The organism is Aestuariivirga sp. (assembly GCF_046093005.1).
In the GTDB taxonomy this organism is placed as follows: domain Bacteria; phylum Pseudomonadota; class Alphaproteobacteria; order Rhizobiales; family Aestuariivirgaceae; genus Aestuariivirga.
Genome location: NZ_JBJTER010000154.1, coordinates 1 through 12897, shown reverse-complemented (window position 1 = coordinate 12897; position 12897 = coordinate 1). Strand labels below are relative to the sequence as shown.

The following is a 12897-nucleotide window of genomic DNA, read 5'->3' as shown; positions in this document are numbered from 1 at the left end:
AAGGGCGGCATTTCCTTCGCCGAATACAGGAAGCGCCAGAACCAGCACCGCGAGGCGGAGATCGCTGCTCTGCTGGATGTGCCGGTGTTCATTGGCAAAGCCCGTGAAATCTACCAGTATGACAGCTTCGTGTGCGACTCCGGGGGCTCGCTGTGCGAGGTGGTGAACCCGTCGAACCCGCTCGACCCGGTGCTCTCCTGCCTCGCCGAAAACTCCCTGCTCCTCTACATCGAGGGCACGCCCGAACACACCCGCATGCTGGTCGAGCGTTTCCGCAAGGCCCCGAAGCCCATGTATTACCAGCCGCAGTTCCTTGACGCCAAATGGGCGGAATACAAGGCGCTGAACGCCATCACGCGTGACGAGGACGTGGACCCGGACGGTTTCGCGGTCTGGGGCTTTGAACAGCTTCTTCACCATCGCATCCCGCTCTACCAGGCGATTGCCGGTAATTTCGGCTACAAGGTCCGAATGCGCGACGTGCCCTCCGTTCAATCGGAGGCGGATTTCACCGCCCTCGTCGCCGCAGCCATCGATCAGCAGTCTTAAATCCCATGCCCATCCGCATTCCCAACGATCTTCCCGCCCGCCACACGCTCGAATCCGAGGGCGTGATGGTGATGACCGAAGCCACCGCCGCCAGGCAGGACATCCGTGCCCTGCGCGTCGGGCTGCTCAACCTGATGCCCAACAAGGTCAAGACCGAGACGCAGTTCGCCCGGCTCATCGGCGCGACGCCGCTGCAGGTGGAGCTGACGCTGGTCAAGATCACCAGCCACACGCCCAAGAACACGCCGGCCGAACACATGCTCGCCTTCTACGAAGACTGGGAGGACGTGAAGCACCAGAAGTTCGACGGCTTCATCGTGACGGGCGCTCCCGTTGAGCTTCTCGATTTCGAGGACGTGACCTATTGGGACGAGCTGTCCCGCATCTTCGACTGGACGCAGACCAACACGCATGCGAGCTTCCACATCTGCTGGGGCGCGCAGGCGGCGCTGTGGCATTTCCACAGGGTGCCGAAGCATGCGCTGCCGCAAAAGCGCTTCGGCGTCTACCGCCACCGCAATTTGAAGCCAAGCTCGCCCTACCTGCGCGGCTTCTCGGATGATTTCTCGATTCCGGTCTCGCGCTGGACGGAGAATCATCGCGCCGACATTCCCGCCAGCCGGGGCCTCGAAATCCTCATGGAGTCGGACGAGGCGGGCCTGTGCCTGATCGATGACCGGCCGCACCGCGCGCTCTACATGTTCAACCACATCGAATACGACACCACGTCATTGTCGGACGAATACTGGCGGGACCGCACGGCGGGCAAACCCATCACGCTTCCGGCCAATTACTTCCCGAAGAACGATCCGCAGCTGCCGCCGGAGAACCGCTGGCGCAGCCACGCGCATCTGCTGTTCGGAAACTGGATCAACGAGCTCTACCAGTCGACGCCCTACGAGCTTTCCGCGATCGGCAGATGACGCAAGCCAGGCGTCAGCTTGTTCTCCTGCGCCATGCCAAGGCGGTGACCGGCGGCCCGGACATGACGGATTTCGCGCGGCCACTCGCCGAGCGCGGCCAGAAAGCCGCGGCGCGCATGGGCCGCTATCTGGCCGAGCACCGCCTGGCGCCTGATCTCGTGCTGTGCTCACCGGCCCGCCGCACCCGCGAGACCTGGGCGCTGGCGGCTCCCGCCCTGCCCCCGGCTGAAACCCGCCTCGTGGATGAACTCTACGACTTTGGCGGCGGCGAAAGCCTTCTGGCCGTGATCCGCCGCGACGGCGGCAGCGCGAGGCGCCTCCTGCTCGTCGGCCACAACCCGGCGATCCAGGGGCTCGCACTGATGCTCGCGGGCAGCGGAGAGGCCGCGCTCCGCCGCCAGATGGCGGAGAAATATCCCACGGCGGGGCTCTCCATACTGGATTTCACCAGCGGAGCCTGGGCATCCACGGCGGCGGCAACCGGCACGCTCGCCGGTTTCGTGCGCCCGCGTGACCTCGGCGCGGACTAGAACCGGCTCTTGCGCCAGGCCGCAAAGCGTACCACTTAAGAGCTTGTCGAAAAGGGGTACCCGAAACATCGTCACTCTCGCTGGCATTGCGGACGGCACACGCCTGGTGGCGGGCGGGGTTGCGGATTTCGCCACCGGGCTGGTGAACCCCTCGCTGCGGCTGGGCGTCACCGGCCTGTCGCGCGCCGGCAAGACGGTGTTCATCACCGCGCTGGTCCATGCGCTGCTCAACGGCGGACGCTTTCCCGCATTCGAGGCGCTGAGCGGCGGCCGCATCACCCGCGCCTATCTCGAGCCGCAGCCAGACGACGATCTGCCGCGCTTCGCCTATGAAGAACATGCGCGCGCACTCACCGGCGAAGACCGCCACTGGCCGGAAAGCACCAGCCGCATCAGCCAGCTGCGCCTCGCCGTCGAATATGTTCCGTCCGGCTTCATCTCCCGCAGCCTCGGGCGCGGCAAGCTCAACATCGACATCGTCGATTATCCCGGCGAATGGCTGCTGGACCTGCCGCTGTTGCGCATGAGCTATGGCGAATGGTCCGCCGCCACCGTCGCCGCCAGCCGCGCCGCCCCCCGGCTTGCGCATGCCGCGGAATTCCACGAGATGCTTGCCGCACTCGACCCGGGCGGGGCCGCCGATGAACTGGCGGCAATCCGCGCCGCCGGGGTGTTCACCGCCTATCTCGCCCGCTGCCGGCAGGACGACGTCTCGCTCTCCAGCCTGCCGCCCGGCCGCTTCCTGATGCCGGGAGACTACAAGGGCTCGCCGCTCCTCGCCTTCGCGCCGCTCGACATCGCTCCGGGTACGGAGCTTCGCAAGGGCACGCTCGGCGGCCTGATGGAGCGGCGCTACCGCTCCTATGTCTCGGGCATCGTCAAACCCTTCTTCTTCGGCCATTTCGCCCGGCTCGACCGGCAGATCGTGCTGGTCGACGCGCTCACCGCGCTCAATGCCGGGGCCGCCGCGGTCAGGGATCTGGAACAGGCGCTCACCGGCATTCTCGCCTGTTTCCGCCAGGGCCCGAACGCGCTGCTCGCCAGCCTGTTCGGGCGGCGCATCGACCGGGTGCTATTTGCCGCCACCAAGGCCGACCTGTTGCATCACACGAGCCATGACCGGCTGGAAAACATCCTGAAGCTGATTATCGGCGAAGCCATGACCAGGGCCGAATTCCAGGGCGCTGAGGTTGATGCGGCGGCGCTGGCGGCGATCCGCGCCACGCGCGAGGCAACCGTGCGGCAGAACGGCGAAACGCTCGAATGCATTCTCGGCACGCCGCTGGCCGGCGAGACGGTAGGCGGCACGCATTTCGACGGCGCCACCGAAGCGGCGATCTTCCCCGGCGACCTGCCGAAAGACCCGCGCAAGGCCCTTGACGGCTCGCTCGAGGGGAGCCTCAAATTCGTGCGCTTCCGCCCGCCGCCGCCCAGGGACGGCGGCTGGCCGCATATCCGCCTCGACCGCACCATGGAATTCCTGCTGGGGGACCGCTTCCGATGAACGACCAGCCCCGCACGCCGGCCGCCTTCGTGATCGCGCCCGCTGAGCCCGAAGAAAGCCCACAGCGGCCGCCACGCGCGATCTCCGGCCTGCGCATCGAACCCGAGGCGGACGACGACACGTCCTATGTGACGCCACCCGTGCCACCCAAGGGGCGCCCGCGCTTTGCCTGGGGAGGGCTGTTGATGAGCGCGCTGCTGGCGCTCATCGTGATGTGGGCGGGCCTCGCGGTAACCCGGCTGATCGAGGATTTCTTCGCGCGCGCGCCGCTCTTGGGCTGGCTTGCAACCGGGATCGCGGCCGCCGCCGGGCTGGCCGCTCTGGTCATCATCGCGCGCGAGATCTGGGCGCTGGCCCGGCTCCGGCGCATCGCCCATATCCAGGCCGATGCCGCCCATGCCATCAACACCGGCGACGGCGAGGCGGCAAAGCGCGCCGTTTCCGGCCTCGCGGCGCTTTATGCGCGCCGCGCCGATGCGCAGCTGGGCCTCAAGGAGCTCCGGCAATATGAGGGCGACATTCTCGACGGGCGCCAGCGTGTCAGGCTCGCCGAGCGCTATCTCGTGGGCTGGCGGGATGCCGAGGCGCACCGCATCGTCGCCCATGCCGCAAGGCGGATCACGCTGCTCACCACGGTGGCGCCCACCCCGGCGCTCGATATCCTGCTGGTGGCGGCCCAGAACCTGCGCATGATCCGCGAACTGGCAACACTCTATGGCGGCCGCCCCTCGGCGCTCGCGACGCTCAGGCTGGCCCGCATGGTGGTGAGCCACCTCGCCGTCACGGGCGGCATTGCGCTCTCCGACAACCTGATCCAGCATGTGCTGGGCAAGGGTCTTCTGGGGCGGCTTTCGGCGCGCTTCGGCGAAGGCACGGTGAACGGCATTCTCACGGCGCGCGTTGGGCTGGCGGCCCGTGACGTGTGCCGGCCGGTGCCGCAGGAGCCATCCGCCAAGGAGACGTTGTCCGGGCTGATGAAGGAACTCGTGTCATCCGCGCCGGAGCGTCAGGCGCAATGAGGCCAGGCATCGCGCTTCTTGCCCTCGCCCTGCTCTGCCAGCCCGCGCTGGCCCAGGACCGCGGCACGCGCATCGCCATGGCGGTGGCGCTGCTCGACGTGGCGGCAGATCATTGCGCCGGAACGTTGCGCGTTGATGCCGGCGTGAAGAAGAAGCTGATGGCGCATTTCCACGAATATGACATCGCCGGACTCGCCTCGCTGCTGTCGCAGCCGCTCAATGCCTTCTACGAGGATTTCGCCTATGAGGCGAAACGCGAGCGCGAAGCCTTCTGCCGCCGCGCGCCCAGCGAAGCCGCCGCCACCGGCTATCCGGTCATCGTCGCGGGTCCGCGATGAATTCCTTGCCGTCTTCGCGGAGCTCAAGCGCGGGGGAATCCGGTCGCGCGGCCAGCCACACGCCCGCAAAGGAACCAGATGGATTCTCAACCGCGTTGAAGCTGTGCCAGGAGGAGCCATGACTGACCTTACCCCAATCGCCGGCATGATCGGCGGCGTGCTTCTTGGCCTCTCCGCCGTTCTTCTGATGAGCGGCATCGGCCGCATAGCCGGGGTCTCCGGTATTTTCAGCGCGGTGATTTCCGGCGGGTTGACAGGAGAAAATGCCTGGCGCTGGCTGTTCATCGCGGGGCTTCTCGCGGGCACGGCGCTGACGGCTCTGGCCACTGGCTTCGACGTTTCGTCAATCCGCTTTCCCGGCAATCTGCCGACTATGGCGGTGAGCGGCCTGATGGTCGGCGTCGGAACGGTCATGGGCTCGGGCTGCACGTCGGGACATGGCGTCTGCGGGCTGGCGCGCCTTTCCCCGCGCAGCCTCGTTTCGACCGTGATATTCTTTGGCGTGGCGGTCGTCACGGTGTTCATCATGCGTCACGCACTGGGAGGTTGACATGGACAAGCTGACCGCGATTGTCGCTGGCCTTCTGTTCGGCGCGGGTCTCACCGTCTCCAGCATGGTGAACCCGATGAAGGTGCGGAATTTCCTCGATGTGCTGGGCGCCTGGGACCCGACCCTGATCTTCGTCCTCGGCGGCGCGCTGGCGGTCACCGCGGCGGGCTACGCGATCGTCCTATGCTGGCCGAAACCGCTATTCGCGGACCGCTTCCACTTGCCGAACCGTTCGGCGATCGACCCGCATCTCGTGGGCGGCGCCGTCATCTTCGGCATCGGCTGGGGCCTGTCCGGCTTTTGCCCGGCGCCGGCCATCGCCTCGCTGGTATTCGGCTATCCGCAGTCCTTCGTGTTCGTCGCGGCGATGACGCTGGGTGTGGCGATGGCGCCCAGGCTGATGAATTTCGGCAAGCGGGTTGCTGACAGGTAAGAAAATGCCGCGCGTCCGCGGCGCGGAACTCCCCGTTCCGTCACCGGCGGGGTCAGAACGGCCCGCGCCTCCGCCAGAGGCCAGAACAATCTTTGACAGCGCGCGCTGTCACGCCTGATGGACAATTTTCGCCAATCGCGTGCAGAAATCTGAGGAATAAACTGGAGGTTGCAGGGCGGAATCCGTCATCCAAAATCATGCATCCGGGCAGCAACGAAATGGTCAGCGACCGCATCTTTTTTGTCAACTTTCCGCAACAAAAAGCATGCTTTTCGCAACCGAAAAACAACCGTCTCAGATGCGCCGTCCGAGGGCGGTTCCGATCCCCGAGACGAGCGCCGCGGCATCCAGTCCGGCATCGGCATATTGTTCGGCGGGCGAGCCATGGGCGATCGGCCGGTCGGGGAGGGTAAACGCCCGGAATCGTGTCGATTTCAGCAGATCTCGGCTGGCCAGATGGTGCAGCACCTGAGCAGAAAAGCCACCGGCGGCGCCGTCCTCGACGGTGATTAGCAGCGGGTGGTTGCGGGCGAGGCCTTCCAGCAGTTCGGTATCCAAGGGTTTGCAGAAACGCGCGTCTGCAATCGTTACCGAGATACCTTCGGCCGCCAGCGTATCGGCCGCCGCGACGGCGGCGCCAAGCCGGGCGCCGAGCGAAAGGATAGCTATATCAATGCCTTCGCGGATCAGCCGGCCCTTGCCGATGGGCAGCGGCCGGCACTCCCCCGGCTGATCGATGCCCGCCGCCTCGCCCCGCGGATAGCGGAAGGCGATGGGGCCTTCGTCATGGGCGATGGCGGTGGCCACCATGCGGCGCAATTCAGTGGCGTCGGCGGGGGCCATCACCACCATGCCAGGCAAAACAGACATAAAAACAAGATCATAGGCGCCGGCATGGGTGGCGCCGTCCTGGCCAACGAGGCCGGCGCGGTCGATGGCGAAGCGCACCGGCAGCCGCTGCAGGGCCACGTCATGCACCACCTGGTCGAAGCCGCGCTGCAGAAAGGTGGAATAGATGGCGCAGACCGGCTTCATGCCGTCCGCCGCAAGCCCCGCCGCAAGCGTCACCGCATGCTGCTCGGCGATCCCGACATCAAAGCTACGTTCCGGAAATTGCTCGGCAAAAACATCAAGCCCGGTGCCGGACGGCATGGCCGCGGTGATCGCCACCACGCGCGCATCGCGGCGCGCCTGGGCAATCAGGCTCTCGGCGAACACCTGGGTGTAGCTCGGCGCATTGGCCTTCGGCGCCAGGAACTCCAGCGTCACGGGATTGAATTTCGGAACCGCGTGGTAGCGCTCCCGGTCCGGCCGCGGGAAGGGGTGGCCGCGGCCCTTTTCCGTCACCACATGCACCAGCACCGGCCCGGGCTCTTCAGAATTACGCAGCTTTTCAAGGGTTTCAACAAGAGCGCGCAGGTCATGGCCATCGATCGGGCCAGCGTGGCGGAAGCCCAGCCCCTCGAACAGGCTGGGCAGCTTACCCTGGCGCAGCGCCGTGAGATGGCTGGTGAGCGCGCCCACCGCGGGCGCAATCGACATGCCATTGTCGTTGAGGATGACGATGAGGCGGCTGTCGAGGCTGCCGGCATGGTTCATCGCCTCGAAGGCCATGCCGCCGCTTAACGCGCCATCGCCGATCACCGCAACCACGTGATTGTTCTTGTTCAGGAAATCCCGCGCCAGCGCCATGCCGAGCCCAGCCGAGATGGAGGTCGAACTGTGGGCCGCGCCGAACGGGTCATAGGGGCTTTCGGCGCGCTGGGTGAAGCCGTAGAGCCCGCCGCGCTGACGGATCGAGCGGATCCTGTGGCGCCGCCCAGTGAGAATCTTGTGCGGATAGGCCTGGTGGCTCACATCCCAGATCAGCCGGTCGCGCGGCGTATCGAACACGTAATGCAGCGCCACCGTGAGCTCGACAACGCCCAGCCCGGCTCCGAAGTGTCCGCCGGTTTCCGCAGCAGAAGCAATGACTTCGGCTCTCAGCTCGGCCGCCAGACGGGGTAAATCTTCGCGGTGGAGCCGCCGCAACGCCTCGGGCGTCTGGGCGCGGTCAAGGAGAGATGTCAACCTATCCATACACTTATTTGTAACATCAGATTGACAGTTCGCCAAGGGCCGACAGCAGGTGACGCGCAATAAAAGTGCTTTGGGCCGCGCCGGGCGCGCCTCCGGATCAGGCAGGAGATTTCAGGAGAATATCTTATAAAAACAGGCTCTTATCGGAAAAACATCCGGTGACGCACGAGCGATATCTGAAGCTGCGGCGCTAGTTGTTGGCCGTCACCGAGACGCCGAGCCTGGTGATCGCTTCGCCGGGCTTGGCAGGATCCATGCTGTTGAAGTCTTCCATGGTGAGCGGCTTGGCCGGCGCAAGCTTGAGCGTGATCGACCTGGGATCGGCGAGGAAGCGGCTGACGGCATCCGCAACCTGCGTGCTGAACGCCTCATTCTGCAATTGCATCAGAGACATCTGCAGCATGGCGGGAATGCCGGCGACCAGCGTCTTTTCGTCCATGCCCTGGGCGGCGGCGATCAGCGGCAGTATCTTGCCGGTGATCGAGGCGTCCTCGAAGCGCACCGCGAGGTCGCTGATGGTGAGAGACTTCATCTGCGCCGCCATCTCCTCGGGCGTTTGCGTCTGGCCGCTGGCCTCGGCCTGCATCATGGCCATGGGCACACCGGCTGCCGCGCCGCTTAACACAATGTTTCCAATGTCTTGGCCCTTGAGCGTGACGCTGCCATCAAGGCTCATGTTGCCATCGGCCAAGGTCATGTTGCCGTCGCTCGCCATATCGAATTGCAGGCTGGAATAGCCCAGCTGCCGGAGCATGCCGGTCTGGTCAAGCAGCGCCATCGCCTCCGCGGGGACCTTCAGGCGGTCGAGCGTGAAGCCGAACCGGCCAGACCCGGTCTTGGGGTCGCCGTCAAACACGCTCTGCATGGAATCGATGGTGAGTTTCTGCCCTGATATGCCAATCGCCACCGGACCGCTGGTGAGCTTCCGCGCGAGCAGGGTGGAGTCGGCCAGATACTTGTCCTGCGGGGTGGCGTCCGCCTCGAGGCCATGAATGTAGAGGCCCTCCGCGCTGGCCGAAGGCATGTCCACCGTGATCGGGTTGTCGTTCGCGGAGAATTTCCAGGAAGTGTTTGTAAAGCTTGCGCTATTTACCTCCCACAGGGTGGGGCTCAACGCGGTGATGTTGGCAAGCCTGATTTCGGCGATGGTGAAATCGACAGTCGGAACATCATTCACGGGCGGCGAGCGCACCGCGAAATTGGTGATGGTGACGGCGCCGCTGCTGTCAACCGTCAGGGCGTCGTAGCTGGGCTTGGCGCGCGACTGGCGCTCGACATTCGCAAGAAAGGCCTTGACCGCCGGGGGCGGCTCATCCGCCAGGGACGCTGCCGGCGCCAGACTTGCCGCGAACAGGCATGTGATCGTAAGAAATCCGCGCAACAAATCCATTGTGAAAGCCTCGGTGGCAGATCGATTGAAAACGTGGCAAGCATATGAGATTAAGCGGTAATCGCAACCGTAATTCTTCGAATCGCCGGAACGTGAGCAGGGAAAGATGATGGACCTCATTCGCAAGATGGTTGTGGCCGCAGTGCTGGCGGCAATGCCGGTTGTGCTGGCGCCGCCGGCCAGCGCGGCCACCGCGCCAGCCAGCGAACAGCAGCAGAAGCTGCTGAAAAAGAAGAAGGCAGCCGAGGCGAAGAAAGCCGCTGAAATCAAAAAGAAAAAGGCCGCCGACGCCAAGAAGGCGGCAGACGCGCGAAAGGCCAAGGCCAGGAAACAGGCCCAGCAGAATTGCGGCAGCTTCATCAGCTGCATGCTCGGCGCCAAGCCGCGGGCGGGCGTGCAACGGGCCTCGGCCGGCCGCGCCGGCCGGGATGTGGCCACCGGGGAAGACATTTCCTGGGCCAATGCCGGAAAATATGCGCCCGGCACCATCGTGATTTCCACGTCCGAGCGGCGGCTCTATCTGGTCACCGGACCGGGCGAGGCCCGCCGCTACAAGGTTGGCGTCGGCCGCGAAGGCTTCCAGTGGTCCGGCCGCTCAACCATCGTCGCGAAGGCCGAATGGCCCGACTGGCGGCCGCCGCCGGCGATGATCAAGCGTGAGGCGGCGAAAGGCGTGAAACTTGAGCCATTTGTCGAAGGTGGGCCGGGCAACCCGCTGGGCGCCCGGGCGCTCTACATCGGCGGCGGGGTCTACCGCATCCACGGCACCAACGCCCCGGGCTCGATCGGCGGCGCGGTCTCGTCGGGCTGCATCCGGATGATGAACACTGATGTGGTGGAACTCTATAACCGGGTGAAGACCGGCGCCAGGGTGGTGGTCTACCGCTAGGCGGCGTCCCGAAGCGGTTGCGGAACGCATGTTTTCTGTTGCGGAAAGTTGCCAAAAACGATGCCGCGGATGACAATTTCGTTGCGGTCCGGAGCATGTTTTTGTCACCGATTTGCGATGCGGAGGGGTGGTCGCGGGCAGTCGATCCGGCTGGACAATTTTTGATTTAGCGCTGGACTTTTTCTGCACGCATCACACGAATTTTGTAAGGCCTTGATGACAGCGCGCGCTGTAATAGATGTTTTTTCCTATATTTCGGAGGCCTGAAAGGGCGGTCGCGGAGACTCCGCGGAAAGGCCTTCCCGGCTGGCAAAGAACGGGTCTCGTCGCTCGCCAAGCAACGGGGAGTGAGGGAACGACGGTAACGCACGCCAGGCAGCACGCTTCGGTTCCCTCACCTACCCTACCTTCGTTGAGGCCCCGTCCTCTCCTGCTTCGCGGGAGAGGACGGAAACGGACGGGTTCAGTTAACCGAACGATGACCTATGCCGCCGCCGCCGCCTTGCGTTCCGCCACAACCTGCTCCGCGGCGCGGCCGGTGAGTTCCACCATATGGTCGGGCGCGAAGGTGAAGGTGCCTACCCCCGCGGTTGCCGAGCGCAGCTCGATGATCAGCGAGGCCATCTCGGCTTCCGGCATGTGCGCCTTCACCGTGTCCCAGCCCGGCCAGCCATTGCGCTCGTCGAAGCCCAGAAGCTGCCCGCGGTGGCCGGTGACGATCTGATTGACGCGCGAAGTCGCCTCGCCCGGCACATGGATTTCCACGGCGACGACCGGCTCCAGCAGCACCGGCTGGCATTGCGGCATGCCATCAACCATGGCGATGCGGGCCGCCGTCTTGAACGCCATTTCGGATGAATCGACGTCGTGATAGGACCCGTCTGAAAGGTTGACCGCGAAGTCGACCACCGGAAAGCCCAGCGGACCGTGGCCCATCCATTCGCGGATACCCTGCTCCACCGCCGGAATATATTGCTTGGGCACCACGCCGCCCGTGATCGTGTCGCTGAACCTGAAACCCGAGCCGCGCGGCAAGGGCGCGATCTCCACCACCACATCGCCGAACTGGCCGTGCCCGCCCGATTGCTTCTTGTGGCGGCCACGCACCTGGGCGGGCCTGCGGATGGTTTCCTGATAGGCGATGCGGCGCGGCCTCGTTCTGGCGTGGACGCCGAACTTGCCGGCCAGTTTCTCGATCGCCACGCGCAGATGCATTTCGCCCTGCCCCCACAGCACCATCTCGTGGGTGTCGTGGTTATGGGAGAGCGACAGCGAGGGATCTTCCTCCACGATCCTGGCGATGGCGCCGGTGAGCTTCACCTCGTCCTTGCGGTCCGAGACCGAGATCGCCAGGCCATAGACGCCTGGCGCGGCTTCGACCTTCACCAGCTGCGGGGTGTTGCCCTTCAGCGATGACAGAGTCTCGCCCGTATGCGCGGCCTCGAGCCGGCCCAGCGCAACCGTATCGCCCGCGACGGCCTTCGCCAGTTTGACGGGGCTCGGCCCCATCAGGCTGAAGGTTCCCGCCACCCGGCTGTCCTGGCCCGCCGCGCCGTGAAGCACGCTGCCATCGGCCACTTCGCCGGCCAGCACGCGGGAGAGCGAGAGCTTGCCGCCATGCGCGGTGTGGAGGGTCTTCAGCACCTGCACCGCCGTGCCGTTGCCGGTGTAGCCCAGGCGGCGGCGCGTGTCGTCGATGCCGGGCGCCTCATGGCGCAGCGCCTTCAACAGGCGCTCGATGCCGGTGCCGTGCTCGGCGGAACCGAACAGCACCGGCGTCACGAAGCCCTCGGCCAGCTCACGCGCAAGGTCGGCGAAGACGCGGTCGCGCGGCGGCTCCATGTCGGAGAGCAGCTGTTCCATCATCTCGTCGTCATGGTCGGCGAGCGTCTCAAGCATGGCGAAGCGCTGCGATTTCTCGAGGTCCGCCATGTCCGCGGGCATGTCGATCATCTTGCTCTCGAGATGTTCCTGGTAGACGAAGGCGCGCTCCAGCGCCAAGTCCACGAAGCCGGTGACGATCGACCCCTTCATGATGGGGATCTGCCGCAGCAGGAGCGGCTGGGAGGATGCGGGCTGCAGCCAGGAGAGCACGTCGCGCGGCGAGGATTCGCTCTTGTCCACCTTGTTGATGAACAGCATGCGCGGCAGCCCGATCTCGTCCAGCTGCTTGAGGATGAGTTGCAGTGCCGGCGCCTTCTTGCTGTCGGCCTCGCACACCACGATGGCCACATCCGAGCCCGCGAGTGCCGCGCGCTGGTCCTCGGCGAATTCCACGGAGCCCGGGCAGTCGAGGAAGGTGAAGCTCTCGCCCAGGTAGCTTGCCGTGGCGGCGTTGAGCTCCACGCTCATGCCATGCTCGCGCGCTTCGGGCGCCGCGTCGCCCACGGTGGATTTGTCGGCCACCCGGCCCTGGCGCTGGATCGCGCCGGTGCGGAACAGGAGAGCCTCGAGAAGTGTGGTCTTGCCGCTGAGATAGGGGCCCACGAGTGCGATGCACCGCGAGCCCGCAGGCCTTCTGCCGTTTGCTTGGTCCATGGACAATGCTCCTTTGACTGCTCAACTCAATGCGCGTCGAAAGGACCGCCCTTCTTGAAGACCGTGTCACCACGCCGGGGCGGTTCCACGAGGCCAAGACTGACTCCGTTCCGGAAACCCGGCAAGCGAATTCCGAACACGAAAAAGGCCCGGCA

11 protein-coding genes and 1 pseudogene are annotated in these 12897 nt (G+C 65.3%); 9 read left to right on the top strand and 3 right to left on the bottom strand.

Annotated elements, in window-relative coordinates; genetic code table 11:
* From ACKOED_RS13040 to ACKOED_RS13005, 8 genes and pseudogenes are all read left to right on the top strand, one after another.
* Positions 1-549: pseudogene (locus ACKOED_RS13040) on the top strand (ATPase); the annotation flags it as partial.
* Positions 550-554: 5 nt separating this feature from the next.
* Positions 555-1472 (top strand): homoserine O-succinyltransferase, encoded by a 918-nt coding sequence (gene metA / locus ACKOED_RS13035; RefSeq protein ID WP_408917027.1) that lies wholly within the window; start codon positions 555-557, stop codon positions 1470-1472.
* Positions 1469-2002 (top strand): SixA phosphatase family protein, encoded by a 534-nt coding sequence (locus ACKOED_RS13030; protein WP_408917026.1) that lies wholly within the window; start codon positions 1469-1471, stop codon positions 2000-2002. Before metA ends, ACKOED_RS13030 begins: the two co-directional genes overlap by 4 nt.
* A 67-nt stretch (positions 2003-2069) precedes the next feature.
* Positions 2070-3506 (top strand): YcjX family protein, encoded by a 1437-nt coding sequence (locus tag ACKOED_RS13025; RefSeq protein WP_408917028.1) that lies wholly within the window; start codon positions 2070-2072, stop codon positions 3504-3506.
* Positions 3503-4525, top strand: a complete 1023-nt coding sequence (locus tag ACKOED_RS13020; protein WP_408917025.1) for a YcjF family protein — start codon at positions 3503-3505, stop codon at positions 4523-4525. The genes ACKOED_RS13025 and ACKOED_RS13020 overlap by 4 nt, the downstream gene beginning before the upstream one ends.
* On the top strand, positions 4522-4863 hold the full coding sequence (locus tag ACKOED_RS13015; RefSeq protein WP_408917024.1) for a hypothetical protein: 342 nt from the start codon (positions 4522-4524) through the stop codon (positions 4861-4863). The genes ACKOED_RS13020 and ACKOED_RS13015 overlap by 4 nt, the downstream gene beginning before the upstream one ends.
* 118 nt (positions 4864-4981) lie before the next feature.
* Entirely contained in the window at positions 4982-5413 is a 432-nt protein-coding gene (locus tag ACKOED_RS13010; RefSeq protein WP_408917023.1) for a YeeE/YedE family protein, read from the top strand.
* Position 5414: 1 nt separating this feature from the next.
* A complete protein-coding gene (locus ACKOED_RS13005; protein ID WP_408917022.1) occupies positions 5415-5846 on the top strand; it encodes a DUF6691 family protein in 432 nt (143 codons plus the stop codon).
* Positions 5847-6140: 294 nt separating this feature from the next.
* On the opposite strand, the gene ACKOED_RS13000 is transcribed toward ACKOED_RS13005, so the two are convergent.
* Complete coding sequence (locus ACKOED_RS13000) at positions 6141-7925, bottom strand: 1-deoxy-D-xylulose-5-phosphate synthase (RefSeq protein WP_408917021.1); 1785 nt, start codon at positions 7923-7925, stop codon at positions 6141-6143.
* A 190-nt stretch (positions 7926-8115) separates the two neighbouring features.
* The gene (locus tag ACKOED_RS12995) at positions 8116-9315 is read right to left on the bottom strand and encodes a hypothetical protein (RefSeq protein ID WP_408917020.1); all 1200 of its coding nucleotides are present in this window, start codon (positions 9313-9315) and stop codon (positions 8116-8118) included.
* A 106-nt stretch (positions 9316-9421) separates the two neighbouring features.
* Between ACKOED_RS12995 and ACKOED_RS12990 the strand changes: the two genes are divergently transcribed.
* Positions 9422-10204, top strand: coding sequence for a L,D-transpeptidase (locus ACKOED_RS12990; RefSeq protein WP_408917019.1), 783 nt, complete (start codon positions 9422-9424; stop codon positions 10202-10204).
* 483 nt (positions 10205-10687) lie between these two features.
* Here ACKOED_RS12990 and ACKOED_RS12985 read toward each other — a convergent pair whose 3' ends face one another.
* Positions 10688-12742 (bottom strand): elongation factor G, encoded by a 2055-nt coding sequence (locus ACKOED_RS12985; protein WP_408917018.1) that lies wholly within the window; start codon positions 12740-12742, stop codon positions 10688-10690.
* Positions 12743-12897 lie beyond the last annotated feature (155 nt).

Excerpts from the sequence above, each read along its gene's own strand:
- metA (WP_408917027.1), top strand. The coding sequence starts at position 555 with ATGCCCATCCGCATTCCCAACGATCTTCCCGCCCGCCACACGCTCGAA.
- ACKOED_RS13000 (WP_408917021.1), bottom strand. The coding sequence starts at position 7,925 with ATGGATAGGTTGACATCTCTCCTTGACCGCGCCCAGACGCCCGAGGCG.
- ACKOED_RS13010 (WP_408917023.1), top strand. The coding sequence starts at position 4,982 with ATGACTGACCTTACCCCAATCGCCGGCATGATCGGCGGCGTGCTTCTT.
- ACKOED_RS13020 (WP_408917025.1), top strand. The coding sequence starts at position 3,503 with ATGAACGACCAGCCCCGCACGCCGGCCGCCTTCGTGATCGCGCCCGCT.
- ACKOED_RS12985 (WP_408917018.1), bottom strand. The coding sequence starts at position 12,742 with ATGGACCAAGCAAACGGCAGAAGGCCTGCGGGCTCGCGGTGCATCGCA.
- ACKOED_RS12995 (WP_408917020.1), bottom strand. The coding sequence starts at position 9,315 with ATGGATTTGTTGCGCGGATTTCTTACGATCACATGCCTGTTCGCGGCA.
- ACKOED_RS13030 (WP_408917026.1), top strand. The coding sequence starts at position 1,469 with ATGACGCAAGCCAGGCGTCAGCTTGTTCTCCTGCGCCATGCCAAGGCG.
- ACKOED_RS12990 (WP_408917019.1), top strand. The coding sequence starts at position 9,422 with ATGATGGACCTCATTCGCAAGATGGTTGTGGCCGCAGTGCTGGCGGCA.
- ACKOED_RS13015 (WP_408917024.1), top strand. The coding sequence starts at position 4,522 with ATGAGGCCAGGCATCGCGCTTCTTGCCCTCGCCCTGCTCTGCCAGCCC.
- ACKOED_RS13005 (WP_408917022.1), top strand. The coding sequence starts at position 5,415 with ATGGACAAGCTGACCGCGATTGTCGCTGGCCTTCTGTTCGGCGCGGGT.